This is a genomic window from Parabacteroides caeci, assembly GCF_023656795.1.
GTDB lineage: Bacteria > Bacteroidota > Bacteroidia > Bacteroidales > Tannerellaceae > Parabacteroides > Parabacteroides segnis.
Map to the genome: position 1 here is coordinate 40444 of NZ_JAMOKT010000027.1, position 21189 is coordinate 61632.

20 protein-coding genes are annotated in these 21189 nt (G+C 40.6%); 8 read left to right on the forward strand and 12 right to left on the reverse strand.

The window, feature by feature from the left end; genetic code table 11:
• Positions 1–11 precede the first annotated feature (11 nt).
• The 5 genes from NBH15_RS14670 to NBH15_RS14690 form a co-directional block, all read right to left on the reverse strand.
• Positions 12–1925, reverse strand: coding sequence for a RagB/SusD family nutrient uptake outer membrane protein (locus NBH15_RS14670; protein WP_244050932.1), 1914 nt, complete (start codon positions 1923–1925; stop codon positions 12–14).
• 10 nt (positions 1926–1935) lie between these two features.
• Entirely contained in the window at positions 1936–5463 is a 3528-nt protein-coding gene (locus NBH15_RS14675; RefSeq protein WP_250822950.1) for a SusC/RagA family TonB-linked outer membrane protein, read from the reverse strand.
• 42 nt (positions 5464–5505) lie between these two features.
• Positions 5506–6528: a FecR family protein gene (locus tag NBH15_RS14680; protein ID WP_128133014.1), complete on the reverse strand. Its 1023-nt coding sequence runs from the start codon at positions 6526–6528 to the stop codon at positions 5506–5508.
• Between the two features lie 79 nt (positions 6529–6607).
• Complete coding sequence (locus tag NBH15_RS14685) at positions 6608–7201, reverse strand: RNA polymerase sigma-70 factor (protein WP_128133013.1); 594 nt, start codon at positions 7199–7201, stop codon at positions 6608–6610.
• A gap of 59 nt (positions 7202–7260) precedes the next feature.
• Positions 7261–8547, reverse strand: a complete 1287-nt coding sequence (locus NBH15_RS14690) for a DEAD/DEAH box helicase (RefSeq protein WP_007658434.1) — start codon at positions 8545–8547, stop codon at positions 7261–7263.
• 304 nt (positions 8548–8851) lie between these two features.
• On the opposite strand from NBH15_RS14690, the gene recQ reads away from it, so the two are divergent.
• Together recQ and NBH15_RS14700 are read left to right on the forward strand one after the other, a co-directional pair.
• A complete protein-coding gene (gene recQ, locus NBH15_RS14695) occupies positions 8852–10684 on the forward strand; it encodes a DNA helicase RecQ (RefSeq protein WP_128133051.1) in 1833 nt (610 codons plus the stop codon).
• Positions 10685–10861: 177 nt separating this feature from the next.
• Positions 10862–11068 (forward strand): winged helix-turn-helix domain-containing protein, encoded by a 207-nt coding sequence (locus tag NBH15_RS14700; protein ID WP_128133012.1) that lies wholly within the window; start codon positions 10862–10864, stop codon positions 11066–11068.
• Here NBH15_RS14700 and NBH15_RS14705 read toward each other — a convergent pair.
• From NBH15_RS14705 to NBH15_RS14730, 6 genes are read right to left on the reverse strand one after another with little or no spacing between them, the layout of a single operon-like run.
• Complete coding sequence (locus tag NBH15_RS14705) at positions 11061–11648, reverse strand: aminotransferase class IV family protein (protein ID WP_244050929.1); 588 nt, start codon at positions 11646–11648, stop codon at positions 11061–11063. The two genes, NBH15_RS14700 and NBH15_RS14705, sit on opposite strands and share 8 nt — an antisense overlap.
• A complete protein-coding gene (locus NBH15_RS14710) occupies positions 11632–12618 on the reverse strand; it encodes an aminodeoxychorismate synthase component I (protein ID WP_244050928.1) in 987 nt (328 codons plus the stop codon). Before NBH15_RS14710 ends, NBH15_RS14705 begins: the two co-directional genes overlap by 17 nt.
• 1 nt (position 12619) lies before the next feature.
• Complete coding sequence (locus NBH15_RS14715; protein ID WP_186961600.1) at positions 12620–13495, reverse strand: carbon-nitrogen hydrolase; 876 nt, start codon at positions 13493–13495, stop codon at positions 12620–12622.
• Positions 13492–14520: an agmatine deiminase family protein gene (locus NBH15_RS14720; protein ID WP_128133050.1), complete on the reverse strand. Its 1029-nt coding sequence runs from the start codon at positions 14518–14520 to the stop codon at positions 13492–13494. The genes NBH15_RS14715 and NBH15_RS14720 overlap by 4 nt, the downstream gene beginning before the upstream one ends.
• A gap of 37 nt (positions 14521–14557) precedes the next feature.
• Positions 14558–15094, reverse strand: coding sequence for a basic helix-loop-helix domain-containing protein (locus tag NBH15_RS14725; protein ID WP_128133009.1), 537 nt, complete (start codon positions 15092–15094; stop codon positions 14558–14560).
• A complete protein-coding gene (locus NBH15_RS14730; RefSeq protein ID WP_186961599.1) occupies positions 15094–16089 on the reverse strand; it encodes an AAA family ATPase in 996 nt (331 codons plus the stop codon). The genes NBH15_RS14725 and NBH15_RS14730 overlap by 1 nt, the downstream gene beginning before the upstream one ends.
• 129 nt (positions 16090–16218) lie before the next feature.
• Between NBH15_RS14730 and NBH15_RS14735 the strand changes: the two genes are divergently transcribed.
• From NBH15_RS14735 to NBH15_RS14760, 6 genes are all read left to right on the forward strand, one after another.
• On the forward strand, positions 16219–16842 hold the full coding sequence (locus NBH15_RS14735) for a hypothetical protein (RefSeq protein ID WP_233566695.1): 624 nt from the start codon (positions 16219–16221) through the stop codon (positions 16840–16842).
• Positions 16839–17129: a winged helix-turn-helix domain-containing protein gene (locus tag NBH15_RS14740; protein WP_128133006.1), complete on the forward strand. Its 291-nt coding sequence runs from the start codon at positions 16839–16841 to the stop codon at positions 17127–17129. Before NBH15_RS14735 ends, NBH15_RS14740 begins: the two co-directional genes overlap by 4 nt.
• A 63-nt stretch (positions 17130–17192) precedes the next feature.
• Positions 17193–18551, forward strand: a complete 1359-nt coding sequence (gene creD / locus NBH15_RS14745) for a cell envelope integrity protein CreD (protein WP_128133005.1) — start codon at positions 17193–17195, stop codon at positions 18549–18551.
• Between the two features lie 117 nt (positions 18552–18668).
• Complete coding sequence (locus NBH15_RS14750) at positions 18669–18890, forward strand: helix-turn-helix transcriptional regulator (protein WP_128133004.1); 222 nt, start codon at positions 18669–18671, stop codon at positions 18888–18890.
• Positions 18887–19213 carry a HipA N-terminal domain-containing protein gene (locus NBH15_RS14755; RefSeq protein ID WP_128133003.1) on the forward strand — a complete coding sequence of 109 codons (327 nt, stop codon included), beginning with the start codon at positions 18887–18889 and terminating at the stop codon, positions 19211–19213. Before NBH15_RS14750 ends, NBH15_RS14755 begins: the two co-directional genes overlap by 4 nt.
• Position 19214: 1 nt before the next feature.
• The gene (locus NBH15_RS14760) at positions 19215–20174 is read left to right on the forward strand and encodes a HipA domain-containing protein (protein WP_128133002.1); all 960 of its coding nucleotides are present in this window, start codon (positions 19215–19217) and stop codon (positions 20172–20174) included.
• 168 nt (positions 20175–20342) lie between these two features.
• On the opposite strand, the gene NBH15_RS14765 is transcribed toward NBH15_RS14760, so the two are convergent.
• Positions 20343–20831 carry a Dps family protein gene (locus tag NBH15_RS14765; protein WP_007658513.1) on the reverse strand — a complete coding sequence of 163 codons (489 nt, stop codon included), beginning with the start codon at positions 20829–20831 and terminating at the stop codon, positions 20343–20345.
• Positions 20832–21189 lie beyond the last annotated feature (358 nt).

Genomic DNA, 21189 nt, shown 5'->3' on the forward strand with positions numbered 1-21189 from the left:
ATATAATTAAATTAATTCCATCCCGGATTTTGAACCAGATTTGTGTTCAAAGATAAATCATTCAAAGGAATTGGGAATAAATAATACTGATCTTTCCAACCTTTTCCCAATTTGGCAGGATTTACAAAACGCTGCAAATATCCTTCATTTCCATTTACTTCTGTACCATTCCGATCCACAAGTTTAAGTTTAGTCCAAGCCGATACAATCTCTCCTTTAACATTCCGATAATCTTCTTTATTAATATAAACTCCCATTTGATCTCTATTTATGTACCAAGGACCTTTTTTCCAACGTCTGATATCCTGGAAACCAAAACCTTCCCCCATCAACTCTACCATTCGTTCTCTACGAATTTCCCATAAAACAGGATCTACCGTCATATCTCTCTGAGGATCAAAATCGGTACCTATTTCTGATATTTTCATATCCGCTACACCAGCACGTTTACGCAATTTATTTATTGTCGCATCTGCAACCTGCTGTGTGAACAGCCCATTTTCAAACATAGCCTCCGCATAATTCAATAAAACTTCTTCGATATAGAATAAAGGTTTATCACAAGTATTAACAGCAGACATATTACTGTTTGCATCCCACAAATTATAATGTCTCCACATAAAATATCCAGAGCGCGATCCCATTGGAGCTTGTCCCGGTCCATTTACATTCGGAGACATCCAATTCATTGTACCCGACCAGTTAAAGACCGGAAGACGCTTCGCTCCATTATTAGGTAAAATTTCTTTGATAAGTTCTACATATTCATTAACGTTGTCATCTCCGGCATAAATTGATGCATTCTTTGTTCCATTCAGGGAAAAATCAAGATTTACACCATTAGTCATAAAATATGGCGGAACTACTTGCATCAATAAGCGGAGATCACGATTACGAAATTCATCGTACATACTTTTATCACCATCATAAACAGAACTATTAGAAATAGTTTTTCCATCCGAACACAAATACATCTCCACTGTTGCTTTATGCATCTCATATTTACCAGAAGATGTTCGTTCAGTATGTCCTACAGAATTCAATAGGATATCTTTTGCATATTCCTTATAAAGAATAATACCTTCATACTTACTCAAATCATCACTACATAACAAGGCATCATAATTATCATCTACAGAAGGAAATGCTCTCATCAATTCTAAAGATACTCGAATTGCCTCCGATAAGAATTCGGCCTCATTCCCCAAACCATGATATTTACGCCATGTACCCTCAAAAAGACAAAAACGAGACATAAGAGCACGAACTACATGAATATTTATTGTGTTAGGACCATCACCCTCTTTCTTAATATTCTGTTCAGCATATTGCAAACGCTCTAAAATTTTATTCGTAACCTCTTTACGAGGAGTACGTTTACCATATATAATATCTACATCGGCTTCACCTAATACTTTATCTATCCAAGGTACATCTCCAAAACGGGAAACCAATTCCAAATAATTGTAAGCATGGAAAAAGTAACCGACCGAACGCCAATGTTCCTTATCCGTTTCATTCATATCCGATTTATCAACATTATCGATCATCAGATTTATTTTCCGTATATATTGAAAATCCCAACCACCGCCATTGGATGGAGTCGTTGCTGTTTGATTTCTGTAGGGATTATTCTCCGTCGTCGAATAAGTTGATAAATACCCAGCCTTAAAGTCACCTTCATACCGTCCAAAATTAGTTATGAGAGATTGAACAAAATTATTTTTATTATCTACCCCATTTATTTTCTCAGCATTGTCAAATATGGAATAAAGAGACCAAGCATAAGTTTTAAAATTATCATATGTCTTAAATGCTGTAGCTTCAGTTTGAGATTCAATCGGATATTTTTCCAAAAAATCATTATTACAAGCCCCTAAAGACAAAGATAAAATAACAGATATTATATAATATATTTTTTTCATTTCAATCAAATTATAAAGTTACATTAATACCAAATGAATAAGTTGCATAGAAAGGATATCCCCATCTCAGACGCTCCGGATCATATCCTTTAGGAAGTTTATCCCACGTATGGATATTTTCTGCAGAAAAAAATATTTTTGCATTAGATAAACTAACCTTAGAAACCAAAAAATTCGGTAATGTATATCCTAAAGTTATATTTTTCAAACGCAAATAGGCAGCATTAACCAGATACTTGGTTTGTATGCGATTATTTGAACCCGCATTTTTACTCTCATCATATAAACGTGGAAATTCTGCATCAGGATTAACAGGATTCCAATTTCCGTTTTCCGGATCTACAGGTTTCCAGAAATCCAGTTGATGAGAATACACGGTACCAAATGATCCTAAAGAAAGCGGAAAACGAAGGTCACCACTCAACCATGCATCACGTTTACCCGTTCCTTGTAAGAACACCGAAAGATCGATACCCTTATAATTAACTCCCAAAGTTGTACCGAATTGAAAGCGTGGCGTTTCATTACCAATAATAGTGCGATCTCCAGGATCATTCACATTATCCCGTCCATTATCTATTTGATTTACACTCTCATTATCCGGATCATCCCGAAGATTCTTATACATGATATCACCCGGACGGATATTATTATTACCTTTGATAGTTGTTACCCCATCTTTCAATTTCCAAATGCCATTTTGCCAACCGTCTTGAAAGTCGTCTATTGTATAATAACGTTCTGTTACATATCCCCAAATTTCACCCAAATCCATACCTTCACGGTAACGTTTTGCATCTTGAGCACTGTTTTGGTCATAAAATAATCCAGCCGCATTATCATATTTAGTAATTTTAGTCTTCGAATCATAAAGATTAAAACCAACATTATATCCCCAATCACCAATATGATCGCGCCAATTAATCGCAATTTCCCATCCCTTTGTCCGCAAATCGGCAGCATTTTGTTCCGGAGCTTCCGTTCCCACTACACTGGGAAACTCCGCACCGGGCATAAGCATACCTTTCGTATCACGCTGATACCAATCAAAAATTCCGGTAAGACGGTTATTAAACGCTTTAAAGTCTATACCGATATCCAATGTTTCGACAACTTCCCAGGTAAAATCATTACGTACCAATCCCGGAGAATTAAGTGTTATCGGACGTTTGCCGTCAATCAACCAAAAAGACTGTTTTGAATCCATCAAGGGAGTGTAGGCATATTCATCAATAGCCTGATTACCAACCTGTCCCCAGGACCCACGTACTTTCAGTTCATTCAACCACTCTTCACTCCACTTCATCCATTTCTCCTGACCAACTTGCCAACCCAATGAAAAAGAAGGGAAGAATCCAAATCGTGATTTTTTAGGAAATTTAGAAGAACCGTCATAACGTCCATTTACTTCTACCAAATAACGTCCGCAATAATCATAATTCGCACGGAAGAAGCCACTACGTATCGCATATTGCTTAAACTGATCTTTTGTTTGAATTTCGCCAGTTGCTCCACTAAGCGAAGGCATATCCGGATTGATCATTTCATCTCGCTGAACCCAGACTAGTTCATAATCACGTGATTCCTGTGAATAACCAGCCATCACTTTAAAGTTATGCTGTTCTTTCAAATCAAACTGATAAGTAGCATACGTATTGATCGCATTATAATCAATAGAAGTTTTATCTTGCCTGTATCGCCCTCCAGCTGGATTATTCGACCAAAGTAACCCCATCTGATCGTTAGTCATTTGAAATGGACTACTGTAATTTTTTTTATCATTACTGGCTTTATCGAATGTATACTCGAATACAGCATCAAAACCTTTAAAAGGCGTTAGTTGTGTGCGGGAAAAGATACGGGGATTTTCATTTTTATATCGCACCGGATCCTTCAGCAAAATATAATTTTCCGGAGTATTTACCGGATAAGCCGGACCATTGGGATCATTACTCCGAACCATTTCACCTTGCGGATAAAAACGAGGCAGGTTCGTTTTATACACACCGGCATCAGCTTCTACATTAGAGCGTTTCCCATTGGCATACCTGACATCCAATGATTGATTCAGCCAGGAAGTTATATCAGCACTGATATATGACGACATATTGATACGGCTATAGTTATCCTTATCAGTAATCAGAGGTCCCTCATGGTTTGTGTAACCTAAAGAAATACGATAGGTAATTTTTTCACCTCCTCCGCTTGCTGATACGTTATGGGTTTGTTGAAAACCGTATTTATCGAGTACGGCCCCCTGCGGATCATTGTCTTTCAGATAATAATATATATTTTCTCCTTCCGGAGTATATATCCCATTTTCAGGAAAGGCTGACGGATTAGCATTATATTCTTTCACATATCCAATCCAATCGGCCAGATTTTGTCCTTCCGAGAAATATTTACCATCATTATCCCAAGCCAAATGGGTTTCCAAAATATCTATAATCGAAGCCTGTTCCGGTCTATTGATACTTTTTATAAATCCGAAATTATTATTATAATTCAATTGTAACCGACTATTCTTTTTAGCCTTCTTTGTTGTGATCAAAACAACTCCAAAAGCACCACGGGCCCCGTAAATAGCAGCAGAAGCCGCATCTTTCAATACTGATACAGATTCGATGTCTTCAGGATTGATTAAATCGATATCCGCAGGAACATTATCGACAAGTATTAAAGGCCCTCCACCGTTAATAGAGGTTGTTCCACGAATATTAAAAGTTTTCGATTTACCGGGAATAGCATCTCCAGTTATAACCAAACCAGGAACTGTTCCTTGTAAAGCCGTCCCTACATTTGTCACCGGGCGATCTCCTAAAGCTTCCGACATAGAAACCATAGAAACAGCCCCTGTCAAATTTTCTTTTTTTTGAACTCCATATCCAACAACAACAACTTCACTTAAAGCTTGAGTATCTTCTTTCAATCTAACATATAACATTCTATCAGAGGTGACTTTGATCGTTTGTGTAATATAGCCTATATAAGATATCTGTATAGTATTTTCATTTCCGGCTAATTTTAAAGAAAAATTACCATTGATATCCGTTATCCCTCCGTTCGTAGTTCCTTTTTCAATAATACTTGCACCGATAACTGGCTCTCCGGTCACCGCATCTATGACCTGTCCTTTTACCTGTCCCTTAGATTGTTGAATACCGGGAAGTATTGTATTTTTATCAGATACAGGTTTAGATATTTTTTTATAAACGACAATTCTCTTGTCGTTTATAAAAAAATCAGCATGCTGATTTTTTAACGCATTAGTAAGTATTTCCTCTACTGACATTTTATCGACATCCAGCCGTATCTTCTCTTCCAGGTTAATATCATTATTCCTGATCAGAAAAGAATAGTGAAATCGTTTTTCGATCAAATCGAAAAGTTCCCGAAGCGTAGCGCTCTCCATTTGCACAGATAAATAAGCGGTCTGCAATTCCGTAGCTGATAACATTTCCGTAGTTAATGGTAACCCACCAAAAACACTAACTGCAATCGCTAATCTACAAGTTTTTCCCCATTTGGTTACTTTCATAAATCACAAAAATTAAGATTATACAATTATATCTGTTTAAAATTATCTATCCACAATTATTATATTGTTTCCTTTTCTAGACCATTTGTATTTCTTCTCCACATCTATCTCCTTTAAAATATGAGATAAACTATAATCTGCTGAAAAACTTCCTGAAAAGATCTCTTTCTTCAACACCTCGCTCAATATCGTTATGCGAACATCATACTTTCGCTCCAATTCTTTTGCTATTCTAGCAAATGATAAATCAGTAAATTTCATATAACCGTCTATCCACAAACAAGCATCCGAAGCTTTTACGGTCATCGTTTTCATCAGATGGGTTTTCTTGTCGTATCGCAACATCTGATCCGGGAATAATATTGCATCTTGAATTCCGTTTTTATCTCCCGGACATGCTGCACGCACATCGACTTTTCCAGAAAGTAAAGTCACCGAAACCTCGTCGTCGTCATCGTATGCCTTCACATTAAAACTCGTACCTAAAACCTTTACATCAATATCCTCGGAATTAACATAAAACGGAACCAACGAATCCGGCTCAACCTCAAAATAGGCCTCTCCGCTCAACCAGACTTCACGTTTTTCATCTCCGTAAGCAGTAGTGTATTTCAAAGAGGAACCTGCGTTCATCCAAACGACAGAACGGTCGGGTAAAATAATCTTTGAGCGTGCCCCCATCGGTATGACCGTCTCAAAGGCTTGCAAATCCTCTACATATTTATGTTGAATTCCGGCATAATACGACAGACTACCTATGGTTAATGCCAGCAAAATTACGGCAACACCTCTTATCCAGAAATTCAGGACTTTCTGTTTCTTCGATCGTATACAATCGGAAACATTTAAAAAATCAAAGTTCTTTTTGAAATCACTTTTCTTGTTCAAGTCAAAAAGAGGAACATGAGCAATAGCCCATCTATCTGTCATCTCAGAAAACAACTTTTTATTTTCCTTATCAGCTTGCAACCAAGCGAGCAGTTCTTGTTTTTGATCCTCAGCCAGTTCCCCCATTAAATAGTCAAAAACCAGCTCTTCTATATGTTCATTCCTTCTTTCTTGCATATTATTTCAAGGCAGCGTTTTTTCGGCTACCTGCTCTTATATACACAAGAAACGAACATTGCGTTTAAAGGAAATACGATTATTTTTCAGAAAAATCACACAAGAGTAGAAATAGTGGGTATAAATCGCCTAAAAGAACTCTAAGCTTGGCCAAGCCTATTTTTATTTGTCCACGTACCGTACTTGTAGAGATCTGATGTGTCCGAGCAATCTCTTCGTAAGTTTTATTATGATAAAGGTATTCAATAAATATAGTACGACATTTTAGAGGTAATTGGTCTATGGCATTATAAATCCTCTCTTCGAACTCTTTATTCTCCAGATAAGCTAAAGGATGAGATTCAGCCGCAATTTGCTGTTCCTGCATATCCAGTAAATCTACCCGCACATCCGATATCGGAACCATTTGAATACGTTTCTGACGAAGGTGGTTAAGACAACGATTCTGTACGGAACGAATCAGGTAGGGTTGTGCTGGGTATGTCAGTGTGGAACGATTGTTCCACACACTTAAAAATACATCATTTACTATTTCGCGAGCTGTTTCGGAATTAAAAATATATTTAGTCGCAACAGCACAAAGATACACATAGTAAGTGGAATACAATAATTCAAATGATTTTGTATCTCCCTTATTTAATCGTTTTATAGTATCCTCTCTTATTTCCGGCATTTATACTCCATTTCATACTTTGCGCAAAAATACTAAAATTCTGCAAAGTATCGGGTACTTTATGATTTCTTTTTGGCAGTCTTCTGGTTTCCCGCCTCAGCCCGCTTCTTATTCCGCCAGAAACTACCGTCGCGCTTGCTGCCGAACATATTACGTCTTTTCGATTCCTGCTTGATGGCTTCTTTCTTCTCTGCCACGGCTGCTTTTACATCTGCCGTTTCAAATTCATTTCCGCCGGCAACAGGTATCTGTTTGCCTATCAGCTTCTGGATATCTTTCAGGTACGGCACTTCCTCTGCATCGCAGAATGAATAAGCGACACCGCTGCGTCCGGCACGGCCTGTACGTCCGATACGGTGTACGTATGTTTCCGGCACATTCGGCAGTTCGTAATTTATCACATGCGAAAGATGGTCCACGTCGATACCGCGGGCAGCAATATCCGTAGCGATCAGTACACGGGTGGTATGGTCCTTGAAATTAGTCAGTGCACGCTGGCGGGCTGTCTGGCTCTTGTTTCCATGGATAGCTTCCGCTCCGATATTCGCTTTTGCCAGGACACGGGCCACTTTGTCCGCCCCATGTTTCGTACGGGTGAATACCAGTACCGATTCCAAAGAAGAATCTTTTAGCAAATGCGTCAGCAGGCTTACCTTCTCCGCCTTTTCCACGAAATAAACGGACTGGTCGATCTTATCCACCGTCGATGAAGCCGGAGTAACTTCCACCTTCTGCGGCTCATGCAGGATCGTTCCCGCCAGGCGTTCTATCTCCGGCGGCATCGTTGCCGAGAAAAACAGCGACTGGCGCTTTTTGGGCAACAAAGGCAAAATACGTTTGATATCATGGATAAATCCCATATCCAGCATACGGTCGGCCTCATCCAATACAAAATAATCGAGATATTTCAGGCTGATAAATCCCTGGTTGATCAAATCAAGCAGACGTCCGGGGGTTGCGATCAATACATCTACGCCACGTTCGAGCGCATCGGTCTGAGGCTTCTGTCCTACACCACCGAATATAACGGTATGCCTCACACCGGTATATTTACCGTATGCCGTAAAACTTTCTCCGATCTGGATAGCCAGTTCGCGGGTTGGTGTCAGTATCAATGCTTTGATACCACGCACTTTACCATGCTGACGTTCGTTATACAAATTCTGAATAATAGGAATGGAAAATGCAGCCGTTTTACCTGTTCCGGTCTGTGCACAACCTAATAAGTCATATCCGTCTAAAACGTAGGGAATTGCTTCTGCTTGTATAGGGGTTGGAATTGTATAACCTTCTTTTGTAAGAGCTTTTTGTATCGGCTCTATCAGTTCTAATTGTTCAAATGTCATCTAATAATAATGTTGAGCCATCGCGGCTCGTTAAATAAATAATTGAATGCAAAGGTAATAAATAAAACGGGAATCATCCTAATCAACTACTAAAATGTATAAGAATACTTCCGAAAGACATTCTGTATACTTTATAAAAAGAGGTAGGTGTAAATCAATTTAGAGGTACGTCTAATTCAATTTACACCTACCTCTAAATAAAATCAGACGTACCTCTTTCTCTAAAACGATAATATAAGAGCAAAAATAACCTTTGAATATTGTATCAAATAATATATTATCTTTGTAAATTGATTTTTAGATGATGAAAGAGTTACAGTTGCTGCTAAAGAAGTTTTTCGGATATACTTCTTTCCGCCCGTTACAGGCGGAGATCATACAACGTATTTTGAGGAAAGAGGATTCACTGGTGCTGATGCCTACCGGTGGAGGAAAATCAATTTGTTTCCAGTTACCGGCCATTTATATGCCGGGAACAGCCGTCGTGATCTCTCCGTTGATCGCCCTGATGAAAGATCAGGTAGGCGGATTGGTTGCCAACGGTATCCCGGCAGCCGCACTCAACAGCATGATGCCGGAAGAAGAACGACACAGAATAAAACAACTCTGCATCCAGGGTAAAATAAAACTGCTTTACCTGTCGCCCGAAGCACTGGTTGGCGAACTGCATTGGCTGCTTCCCCGTATGGATATATCCCTGATCGCCATCGACGAAGCCCATTGTATCTCACATTGGGGACACGACTTCCGTCCTGAATATACCCAACTGTCCGTTTTGAAAGAACAGTTCCCTAAAGTTCCGATCGTCGCCCTGACAGCTACAGCCGACAAAGTCACACGTACCGACATTGTCACCCAATTGAAGCTGCGTGATCCGGAAGTTTTCGTTTCGTCCTTCGACCGTCCGAACCTGTCCCTGACTATCCGCCGGGGACTGAACAAAAAGGAGAAAACTTCCGCCATCGTCCATTTCATCCATGCCCACCGCCATCAGAGCGGCATCGTTTACTGCATGAGCCGGAACAGTACCGAGAACCTGGCAGAAGAACTCTCTTCTTACGGGATCAAGGCCGTTGCCTATCATGCCGGACTCCCGCCCGTTCAACGCGAAAAGGCACAGGATGATTTTATCAACGATCGGGTAAACGTGGTCTGTGCAACCGTTGCCTTCGGGATGGGAATAGATAAAAGCAATGTGCGCTGGGTCGTACATTATAATATGCCCGGAAGTATCGAGAACTACTACCAGGAAATAGGCCGTGCCGGACGCGACGGGATGAAAAGCGACACCTTGCTGTTCTATTCGGTAGGCGACCTGCTCGTCCTCCGCCGTTTTGCCGAAGAAAGCGGGCAAAAAGACACCAACCTCCAGAAACTGAACCGCATGCGCCGTTATTGTGAAGCGGACATCTGCCGCCGGCGTATCCTCCTCAGTTACTTCGGAGAAGAAAGCGACCAGGACTGCGGCAACTGTGATGTATGCAAAAACCCTCCCCAACGGTTCGACGGCAGCATACTCGTCCAAAAAGCGTTAAGCGCCATCTTCCGTACCGGTGAATTTGTCGGCATGAATATGCTGATTAATATCCTCCGCGGCTCGGAGAAAACAGAAATCACAGAAAAAGGATACGATAAATTAAAAACATACGGTGCCGGAAAAGACCTTTCCTATAAAGAATGGAAAGAATATCTTTACCAGATGCTTCAATTGGGATATATCGAAATCGATTACGTCAATGCCGGAATACTGAAAGTCACTCCACTGGGAAGAAAAGTATTGTTCGGTGAACAGAAAGCGATGATGGCTATCTATAAAGAGCCGGAAGAAAAAACTTATTTCAGAAGAAAAGACTCGAAATTCAAATACCGCCCCATCAAACCCATCCAATCGGCATCGGTCGAAGAAACGCTGCTCGACTCGCTCCAGCAACTCCGCAAGCAGATTGCCGAACGCGAACAGACACCAGCCTACATCATCTTTTCCGATGATTCACTGGAAGATATGGTACAAAAAAAGCCTGTTACCCTGGAAGAGTTCAGCGAAATACGTGGTGTGGGAGAAATCAAACTGGAAAAATACGGAAAGGTATTCGTGGCACTGATACGGTTCGTACTGCGGTTGCCCAAAGACAGATAACCGCCCGTTTTTATTTCAGTTTCCCAATAATACGTTTAAGAAGCAAAAATTACCGTTACAGTAAAAAAAGAGACGGTTCTTACAAAAATATCTGGTACTTTAGTCTTCGAAAAAAGAACCGGACAGTATCCCTCTACCGCCGGTTCTATATAGTATTAACTTATAAAATAACAGCTTATGAATACGCTAAGTGTAAAGTTGTCTCATAGCATCTCTCAATTGTATGAGACTTTGTGTCAGGTTGGAAAGAGTACATTTGCTGAATTACAACGAGCAACAAATTTTAAAGACACGGAGCTCTGTTTGGCTCTATGCTCGCTCATGCACGACAACAAAGTATATCAGGCACGTATCAGCAATACCGTTTATTACATTATTAAATAATGTTCTCCACCGGAAATTCGACCTCACCAAACCCGATCATCGCATTAAACAAGCGAACCAACGAATAACGGGACAAATCCTGCGGACGAATAACAGCCGGAACAATCCTCCCCTTTCCTAATAGAGATGCCCGCATCGTTCCTTCCAACAAAGGGACCTCGGGTGTCTCCCATTGGCTACCATTCCATAGAGCAATATTGGCAATCGAAGTATCCGTCACGATACCATCACGCACGATCAGGATATCGTCCGCATCTCCCTTCTGGCGAAATAAGTCATCCAACTTCTGACGGTCAGCACTTTTATAAGTATAATCCAGCCCGTCCGACGTGACCAGTCTCAAACGATTCACCGGACGAACGGTGTAAGGTAGATATTCCACCTTCTCCACTTCCTCCTGATATTCGACCCGGCATTTGGTACGTCCGGAATAATCTCCGGGCTGGATATAATCCGCCAGGTTTACAGGCAAGTTACATTCGAACACATCTCTCCGCGTCTTGTTGAAGCGGTAATTATGAAAGGCCAGATTAACCGCCTTTCCATCCTCGATACGGATTGTTTCAATAAATTGGCACATATACTTTTTGTTTCATTTCATTATATTCACTTTCTAAATCGCTTTGGGAAGTAATCCCACCGCCGCTCTTAAACAGGAAATCTCCTCCCTCCTGCCCGATAAAACGAATCATCACGGCACTGTCCAGACGATGGCCGTCAAAATATCCCATAACCCCGGTATAAAATCCCCGTTCGTATGTTTCAGCTTCCCCGATAATCTCCATCGTCTTTTTCTTGGGAGCTCCGGTGATAGAGCCTGCGGGCAACAGCCGGAATAGTATGTCTCCCAATGAGGCTTTCCAGTTTTCCGGTAGCTTACCTCTAATTTCTGAACTGACTTGCAACAGTCTTCCCCTGTTTGTCTGCAACTCATCTATATACCGGTATCGCGACACCGTCACTTCCGATGCCACCTGGCTCAGGTCATTACGGATCAAATCGACAATCGTGGCATGTTCCGCCTCCTCCTTTCTGTCTGCCAGAATCCGTTCCCGCGCATCAGGCAAAGAGGCATCGATCGTCCCTTTCATCGGATAAGAATAGATAAATCCATTCTCGATACGCACGAATATTTCAGGTGAGAAAACAACAAAACGCTCTTTCACCCATAATTTATAAGGAGCATGGGAAAGATAAAAAATCTCTTTCAACGTCAGGTTCGTCCGTACCGGAGTCGCACAAGTCAGATTGACCAGATAAGAATTACCGGCATAAATATGCTCGGTCACTGTCCGGAAAGACCGGGAGTAAGTTTCAAAAGAAACCGGATTAGTCTCCCATTCAACATGTTTTTCAGGAAAGGCTTCCGCTTTTGACGTCACATTGGTAACGCCATTCAAATCATACAACACCTCACCCGGCTCTACCTCCTCCGGCTCCGCCACCCAAACTTGCTCCTGCTTATAATCAACGACAAATATAAAAGGCCGCCCGGATAATCCCAATCGATTCATATACCGGACAGCTTCTTCTTTATTGCAAAACTTCATATTATATCAAAAATCGCTCTGTCAGTCCGCCGAAAGCATCGATACGACGGTCACGGAAGAACGGCCACCAACGGCGCACATTCTCACTCCGTGCTTTATCAATCTCTACCACACGCACCTCTTCATGGTCGTTCGGAAACTCAGCCAACAACTCTCCCTGGGGACCTGCTACAAAGCTATTTCCCCAAAACTGGATACCGTTTGTCTGTCCCGAAGGATCCGTCTCATGTCCGGTACGGTTTACCGTAATCACCGGAAGTCCGTTAGCCACGGCATGTCCGCGCTGCACAGTTATCCAGGCACCCAGCTGACGTTTTTTCTCTTCTTCCGTATCACTGCTCTCCCAGCCGATAGCCGTCGGATAAATCAGCATCTCAGCACCTTTCATCGCCATCAGGCGGGCTGCTTCCGGATACCACTGGTCCCAGCAAACCAATACGCCCAACTTCCCGACAGACGTCTCTATCGGTTCAAATCCCAAATCGCCGGGAGTGAAATAAAACTTTTCGTAGTAAGCCGGGTCGTCCGGTATATGCATCTTACGATATTTTCCGGCAATCGAACCGTCTTTCTCAATCACCACGGCTGTATTATGATACAATCCCGGAGCACGCCGCTCGAACAGGGAAAGTACTAAAACCACGCCCAGCTCTTTTGCTAAAGCCCCGAACTCTTCCGTAGACGGTCCCGGAATCGTTTCCGCCAAGTCGAACATCTGCGTATCTTCCGTCTGGCAAAAATACAGGCCGTTATGCAATTCCTGCAAGACAACCAGTTCCGCACCTTCGTCGGCACAAAGCCGGATGCTATTTTTCAGTTTCTTTATATTATCTGTCCGGTCACAGGTATTTGCCTGTTGAATCAATCCTATCTTCATACAATAAATTCTTTCGGGTACTGCATCGTCACACAATGCAATGAGCCATGTTGTTTAATTAACGGTAAACAATTAATACCTACAATCTCTCTGTCCGGAAACGCCGTCTGCAAGGCCGCTTTCGCCACTTCATCTTTCGGCGAATTATAGAACGGAACAAGCACCGCCCCGTTTATAATCAGGAAATTGGCATAGGTAGCCGGCAAACGCTCACCTTCCCATTCCACTTTATCCGCCATCGGCAAAGCAACCAACCGATAAGGTTCGCCATTTACCTGCGTGAACTCCTTCAATTCCTCTTCCATCTCCCGGAGTTCGGCAAAATGCTCGTCTTCCTCATCCGTGCACTGCACATAGGCTATCGTATCCTCACTGCAAAAACGCGCCAGCGTATCGACATGACTGTCAGTATCGTCTCCCGCCAGATAACCGCTTTCCAACCACAGGATACGGTCCAGCCCGAACACCTGCTTGAGATAATTTTCCAGTTCTTCCTGCTGGAGATATTCGTTTCTGTTCACGGAAGATAGACATTCGACCGTAGTCAGCAAAGTTCCCTTTCCATCCGACTCGATACTGCCGCCTTCCAATACAAACGGCTGCATATTGACAGGAACCACTTCATCGGCAAAAGTCTTGCCATGAAACAGTTTCCGCGTAATCAGATTATCATGGTTGGCAGCAAACTTCATCCCCCAACCGTTGAACACAAAATCGTACACCACCGGCACCCCGTCATCAAACACGGAAATCCCCCCATGGTCACGCGCCCAGGTATCGTTCGTCTCCATCTCACGGAAAATAACACGGCTATAATCCACCTCTCCCAACTGCGAGCGTACCGCCGTTTCATCCGGACAAACAATCAGTAACTTCTCCCGTTTGATCACCTCTTTGGCAATCTCCACAAAACAAGGAACCACCTCGTCCAGTATCGGAGCCCAATCGGTCCCTTCATGCGGCCAGGTCAGTTGAACAGCACTCTGAGGATACCATTCTGCCGGTAATATCGTTTTATTATCCATGTCTGCTAATTTAATTTTCAAACCATTAACAAAAATATCATATCCCTTCAATAATAGCTTTAAGCGTCTCTGGGTCCGATTGATATTTATTTTCTTTCAAGTATTTCAATGCTTTCTTTAAGACTACCACCTCATCCGCATTTTTGAGTTCCTGAAATAAATTCTTGAACGTAGCATCTTCCTTGCTGGAAACCTTTTTCGTTTGCTCTGTAAAAGACTTCAGATCAGATGAAAAACCAAACTGTTCCATATCAGTTTCCACATCTTCTGCACATTTAAGAATAAACCCATCTACTGCCGGTGAAATCATGACCAGATAATGAGCTTTGTCAGGATGTTTATAAAAAAACAGAGAATCAGTATGCCCCACCTCTTCAAATTCATCCACATAACGAATTTGCCTTTTATCTTTATCGACAATTCCAACGGCAAACTCATCAGCAAGCTTCTCTTTCATGACTTTAACAACGTTATTACAGCCTTTCTGGTGATTATAACCTTTTGCTGTAGGAACTAATGTTTCGAGCAAATTAGTGTCAACGTAACATTCCGGAATTATGTAAAGTTCTGCCATTATTTTAAGAAAGTTTCCGTATTAAAAAATAAATCAGCCCCAAATTCATACATTTCCTGTAACTCACTCTCAGCCGCCCTCTTCACTATTGTTTCTCCATTTCTGAAATCTACTAAGTAAATAGCCAAATCATTTCCAGGCAGTTCCAGAAAGTCATTTACGACATAAGGACTATGGGTAGTAATAAAAAACTGATTATTTTCCGAATCTATAATACTTCGTGTTACTTTAGATATAAATGGCGGATAAGAATGTGCCTCAGGTTCTTCGAAAATCAGAACTGCATTATCATTACTTTCAATAGCAGCTGTATAGAAAATCATACGTTGCAAAGAATCAGCAATAGAATGAAACGGAATCAAAAAAATCTCTCCCGGATTCTTCTCTTTAAGAACTTTAATTTCCTGACTATTCGTATCGAACACATACTTCAAATCGTAATCTTTGAATATGGCTGTTAACTCCCTCTTCAAATCAGGCAACAAAGTTACTATGTTCATTAAATTACTTCCATTCGGAGGCAGAAGATAATTTAACGGCAATTTTTCCTTTTCAAAGGAATTTGGATAAAAATAACTCCTGAATGGGTTTGCTGCCGAGATCTCAATATTCTTTTTCCCAGACAAGAGCATATTGGAAAAAGATAAAGAAAATTCCGCATCAGTATGGTCTTTATAATTTAAAAGAAATGAAAGTCCCATACTATCTAAATGAACCTCAGCATTTACAACATCCGTCTCTATCCGTATAGGTGTCTCTATATGACCATCAAAAAAAAGTTCTGCATCGCTTTCAACACGAATAAACTGCTGAATACTCCTTTTCTTTGCAAATTTTAAATAAGGAAGACAAAATAAGGACATTGCCTCCAATAAATTACTTTTACCTACATTCGGTTTACCGATAAACAGGTTAATCCTTCTACAATCATTTAAAACAACGTTTTTGATCGATTTGAAGTTATTTATATGGACATGGCTTATTTTTGTATGCATTCTTTTTGTATGACTTTAATTATACTGTAAATGCAAAGGTAATAATATTTAGAAAATCTTCTCCATTTATTTGGAATCTTCAGAAACCTCATTAACTTTGCAGCACAAAGTACTTTTTATTTTAAGTATATGAATAAACAAATAGAAGACATAAAAGCTATCCGCGAGATGATGGAGAAATCATCTAAATTCCTTTCGTTAAGCGGTTTGTCAGGCATATCAGCCGGAGCCATAGCCATTATCGGAGCAGCGCTTGCCTATTTCCATATTTTACGGGAACCGGCCAGTGCCAACTTCGATACGACACACGAAGTCATGTTCCGCGAAATCACTTTGCTGATAACCGACGCTTCCGCCGTGCTACTCTTCTCTATTTGTTTCGGTATCTATTTCTCCTGGAGAAAATCGGTGAAAAAGAACCTGATGCCCTCCAAAAGTCTGATAAAAAGGACACTTTATAACCTCGGTATCCCTTTGGTTGCCGGAGGTATCTTCGCCCTTATTTTCCTGCTACGCGGCGATTTGGCTATGGCTATCACCATGACGCTGACCTTCTACGGCCTGGCATTAATTAATGTATCCAAATACACCCTTGACGAAGTACATTATTTAGGTTTGACGGAAGTCGTATTAGGTATTGTTGCCGCCCTGTTCCCCGACTGGAGCCTCTTGCTTTGGACTATCGGATTCGGAGTTTGCCATATCATTTACGGCACAGCTATGTACATCAAATATGATTTGAAAAAAGAATGAAAAACATACTGTCCCAATTAAATAAAGCCTTCGAAAGCCGGATACGATTAGGTATCATGTCTATCCTTTCGGTAAACGAATCAGCCGACTTCAACACCATGAAGCAACTGATGGAGTTGACCGACGGAAACCTGGCCAGCCACCTGAAAGCCCTGGAGGCTCTCGGATATATCCAGTCCGTCAAACAATTCATCGGACGGAAACCCAATACCCAATATTCCATCACCGAAGAAGGACGAAAAAGTTTCAAAGAGCATTTGAATGCACTGGAAGAACTTATCAAATAATTTTTTTATCCTTTTACTTTGAATTACAAAGTACTTTTAAACTATATAAAACAGGTTTGGTTTATGGAAACAACAATTAAAAAAGTAACAAAAATCAATCAGTCTATCACACTGAAAGCACTGATTATCGGATTTCTGACCTTCATCCTCCTGATTCCGGGATTAATGATTCAGGATTTGATCCGGGAAAGACAAAACCGGAGTTTGGAAACAATCGAAAAGATTAACAACAAATGGAGCAATGCCCAAACCTTTTGCGGTCCGGTCATCTCCATCCCTTATACCACGACGCAGGTAAATCCGGACAACAAGACAACCATTCAGGAACACCTCCTGAATATCACACCGGAAAACCTGAATATCACAACACAGTTATTTCCAGAGGAAAGATATTACGGTATCTACAAAACGATCCTTTACAAAAGCGAGGTAGACATAACAGGGAACTTCGACAAAATAAACTTCCCCAAACCGGAAAATAGTATCATTCATTGGGAACAAGCCTATCTATCCATCGGTGTTTCCGACCTGAGGGGCATAACAGAAAACATCGACTTCAAACTGGATAACAAACAATTGTCGGTCGAAGCCACCGGTAACCTGGATACGCAGATAGGGAAAATGCTGGTCATGCCACTAAAGAATACCGATCCTCTCCTGTTTAGCCAGCCCCAAACATTCAACTGCAAATTAAAACTGAACGGCAGCAGTAACATCAATTTCATCCCCATAGGCAAAACAACCAAAGTGCACGTTACGGGTAACTGGAAGTCCCCCGGTTTCATCGGCAACTTCTCTCCGGAGCACCATATTACCGAAAAAGGATTCGAAGCCAACTGGAGTATCCTCAGTTTCAACCGCAGTATCCCGGAAATGTGGATCGACTACCCGGGAAACTCATTCGACGATTCCTCCTTCGGTGTAAACCTGATTGACCCGGTAAACCATTACCAGCAGAACATGCGTTCCGCCAAATATGCCATCATGTTCGTCGTCCTGACCTTTGTTGTCTTCTTCTTCGTCGAGATCCTGACCAGAAAACGGATCCACCCTATCCAGTATTTGTTGGTCGGCTTCGCATTGATCCTGTTTTACAGCCTCCTCCTGTCCATCTCCGAACAGATAAACTTCGGCACGGCCTACCTGATTGCCAGTATCGCCACCATCAGCCTGATCACAGCTTATGCTCACAGCATCTTCAAAAATAAAATACAGACCGGAGCACTCACCGGTATGTTATGTTTATTATATATTTTCCTATATGTTGTTCTGCAACTCGAAGATGTTGCCTTATTAATAGGAAGTATCGGTTTGTTTGTAATCCTAGGAACGATTATGTTCTTCTCCCGGAAAATAAGTTGGTATAAAGAAGAAGAAACAGAAGATAAACATGAAAGTGAAGAAATAAACAAAACTGAATAAAACAACAGGTATATTATACCCGAAAAGGTATACTTGTATAGTTTTTATAATATTTTATACCCGAAATGGTATAAAATATAGTAGTGTATAATATATTTGTACCCAAACGGGTATAATATGCAATACACAACATTAGCAAAATACATAAAAGATATGCGTAAGAAATACAATCTTACCCAAATTGATTTATCAGAAAAGTCTGGGGTAGGCCTACGTTTCATCCGCGAACTAGAACAAGGAAAACAAACCCTGAGATTAGACAAAGTCAATCAGGTTCTGAACCTATTCGGATTAGAAATAGGTCCTGTCCCTATGGTTAGAAAAGATGATGAATTATGAAACAAGCATCTGTTTATCTACGAGACCGTCTTGCTGGCAAATTATCTGAAGATGAATACGGTTATACATTTACATATGATCCCGTATTCCTTCAGTCAGAAAATGCAGAGGCAATCAGTTTGACTATGCCTTTAACCGGAACACCTTATCATGATAAAGTATTATTTCCTTTTTTCGACGGATTAATACCGGAAGGATGGTTGCTGGATATTGCAGAGAAAAGCTGGAAAATTAACAAACTGGATAGAATGTCTTTATTACTGGCTTGTTGTAAAGACTGTATTGGAGCAGTAAGTGTCGTACCTGATTTAATTGAAGAATAACATGTCTAAATGTCTATATTGTTATAAAGAGTTGAAAGAAGGACAAGCAGACTTCCATCCAGCTTGTTCCAAAAAAATATTCGGAAGCCAAGTGCCTCCTATTCTTCCTTATATCAGAAACCAACTGTCCGATCTGGCACAACAAGTCATCCGCAGTCAAACTACTTTGACAGGTGTGCAGGCTAAATTATCTTTAGACCTCCATCCCGGAAAAAAAAATGAGCCGGAACGATTTACTATAGTTGGATTATGGGGAAGATATATTTTAAAACCCCAGACCGATTTATACCCCCACCTCCCGGAGTTGGAAGATCTCACTATGCATCTAGCAGAAATATCCAAAATAAAAGTCGTTCCCCATTCACTGATACGCTTTCAGGATGGAGAATTATGCTACATTACCCGAAGAATAGATCGGGGTAGCAACGGAGAAAAATATCCTATGGAAGATATGTGCCAATTATCAGAACGTTTGACGGAGTATAAATATAAAGGATCATATGAGCAAATAGCCAAACTGATTCAAAAATACTCCTCTACTCCCAAACTTGATTTAATCAATTTCTGGGAACAAGTTCTTTTCTCCTGGATTACAGGAAATGCAGACATGCATCTAAAAAATTTTTCTTTATACAGTCAACAACAAGATAAATATGAATTAACTCCAGCTTATGATATGCTTTCGACAGCATTAATTATGCCGGAGGATACAGAGGAATTGGCATTGACCTTAAACGGGAAAAAGAGAAAAATAAAAAAACAAGATTTCATCCTTGCTATTCAAGCTTCAGGCATTGAAGATAAAATAATAGAAAACCTGTTCAAGAAATTCATAAAAGCGAAACAAAGCTGGCTAAACTTTATTAACCAATCTTTCCTACCAGAAAACATGCAGGAAAGATATAAGAAATTCATTTCAACCAAGTTGGAATTACTTGCGAATAAACAACAAACCTTATAAAGGGAAAGATATAGACTCCAGCATCTGTTTTCGCCAGGAGAGAAGTTTACCGTTTTTAAATAAGCGACGTTGGACGAAGCACCAACTCCAAAAACAAAAGAGGATACCTCACGGCATCCTCTCTCCTAACGCAACGAATGAATTATTAATACTTATACTTATTTCTCATTACTTCTTGCAGTCGCAAGTTGAATAAGCTACTAACATCCAAACTAATTTTTCCTGTTCTTTCAGATAGTCGCTCATCAGCGCTACTGTAGCTTCGTCTCCGGCTTCTGAGGCAAGAGAAAGCAGTTTACGTTCTTCAGCGATAAACTGACCGTAAGTGTTCAGGATATTTTCCAGGGCTTCGTCACCGCAGGATACACCTGATACTTCTTTTACTCTGGCTACTTTCAAGTATTCGCTGAACTTGTTTACAGGAACACCTCCCAACATCAGGATACGTTCTGCCAGTTCGTCTACCTTCTCGGCTGCATTGTCGTACATTTCTTCGAATTTGCTGTGAAGAACAAAGAAGCCGTGTCCTTTAATATTCCAGTGGAATCCGCGAAGGTTTGTATAAAATACCTGGTAGTCGGCCAATAACTGCTGTAATGCTTCTACTACTTTGTTTGCTGCTGATGCGTCTAAATGCAAATAATCTAATGTTTTCATATTCTTCTGTTTTTTAATTGTTATACGTTTTTATTTTTCTTGTACTGCAAAGATACTACAGATATAAACACCTGTCAAACAGATAATTATTATACCATCATAGACAAAATCTATCAACACGGTTTCAGCAAGCAGATTACTGATATCAGATCAAAAACATTCATATAAATGATATACTCAAAAAGCACATTTATACATATCGGAACAAACAAACACTCTTTTTGAAGATTTAATTAAACATCCCTCATTTTACATTTCGGTCATTTTTCTTTACATATACACCAATAATCAATTGCTTAACAATAAAAATTCATAATCAGCGTTAATCCAACTCATTAACAATTGTAATTAAAAAAAA

Coding starts and splice junctions, on each gene's coding strand:
- NBH15_RS14670 (WP_244050932.1), bottom strand. CDS start 1,925: ATGAAAAAAATATATTATATAATATCTGTTATTTTATCTTTGTCTTTA.
- NBH15_RS14675 (WP_250822950.1), bottom strand. CDS start 5,463: ATGAAAGTAACCAAATGGGGAAAAACTTGTAGATTAGCGATTGCAGTT.
- NBH15_RS14680 (WP_128133014.1), bottom strand. CDS start 6,528: ATGCAAGAAAGAAGGAATGAACATATAGAAGAGCTGGTTTTTGACTAT.
- NBH15_RS14685 (WP_128133013.1), bottom strand. CDS start 7,201: ATGCCGGAAATAAGAGAGGATACTATAAAACGATTAAATAAGGGAGAT.
- NBH15_RS14690 (WP_007658434.1), bottom strand. CDS start 8,547: ATGACATTTGAACAATTAGAACTGATAGAGCCGATACAAAAAGCTCTT.
- recQ (WP_128133051.1), top strand. CDS start 8,852: ATGAAAGAGTTACAGTTGCTGCTAAAGAAGTTTTTCGGATATACTTCT.
- NBH15_RS14700 (WP_128133012.1), top strand. CDS start 10,862: ATGAATACGCTAAGTGTAAAGTTGTCTCATAGCATCTCTCAATTGTAT.
- NBH15_RS14705 (WP_244050929.1), bottom strand. CDS start 11,648: ATGTGCCAATTTATTGAAACAATCCGTATCGAGGATGGAAAGGCGGTT.
- NBH15_RS14710 (WP_244050928.1), bottom strand. CDS start 12,618: ATGAAGTTTTGCAATAAAGAAGAAGCTGTCCGGTATATGAATCGATTG.
- NBH15_RS14715 (WP_186961600.1), bottom strand. CDS start 13,495: ATGAAGATAGGATTGATTCAACAGGCAAATACCTGTGACCGGACAGAT.
- NBH15_RS14720 (WP_128133050.1), bottom strand. CDS start 14,520: ATGGATAATAAAACGATATTACCGGCAGAATGGTATCCTCAGAGTGCT.
- NBH15_RS14725 (WP_128133009.1), bottom strand. CDS start 15,094: ATGGCAGAACTTTACATAATTCCGGAATGTTACGTTGACACTAATTTG.
- NBH15_RS14730 (WP_186961599.1), bottom strand. CDS start 16,089: ATGCATACAAAAATAAGCCATGTCCATATAAATAACTTCAAATCGATC.
- NBH15_RS14735 (WP_233566695.1), top strand. CDS start 16,219: ATGAATAAACAAATAGAAGACATAAAAGCTATCCGCGAGATGATGGAG.
- NBH15_RS14740 (WP_128133006.1), top strand. CDS start 16,839: ATGAAAAACATACTGTCCCAATTAAATAAAGCCTTCGAAAGCCGGATA.
- creD (WP_128133005.1), top strand. CDS start 17,193: ATGGAAACAACAATTAAAAAAGTAACAAAAATCAATCAGTCTATCACA.
- NBH15_RS14750 (WP_128133004.1), top strand. CDS start 18,669: ATGCAATACACAACATTAGCAAAATACATAAAAGATATGCGTAAGAAA.
- NBH15_RS14755 (WP_128133003.1), top strand. CDS start 18,887: ATGAAACAAGCATCTGTTTATCTACGAGACCGTCTTGCTGGCAAATTA.
- NBH15_RS14760 (WP_128133002.1), top strand. CDS start 19,215: ATGTCTAAATGTCTATATTGTTATAAAGAGTTGAAAGAAGGACAAGCA.
- NBH15_RS14765 (WP_007658513.1), bottom strand. CDS start 20,831: ATGAAAACATTAGATTATTTGCATTTAGACGCATCAGCAGCAAACAAA.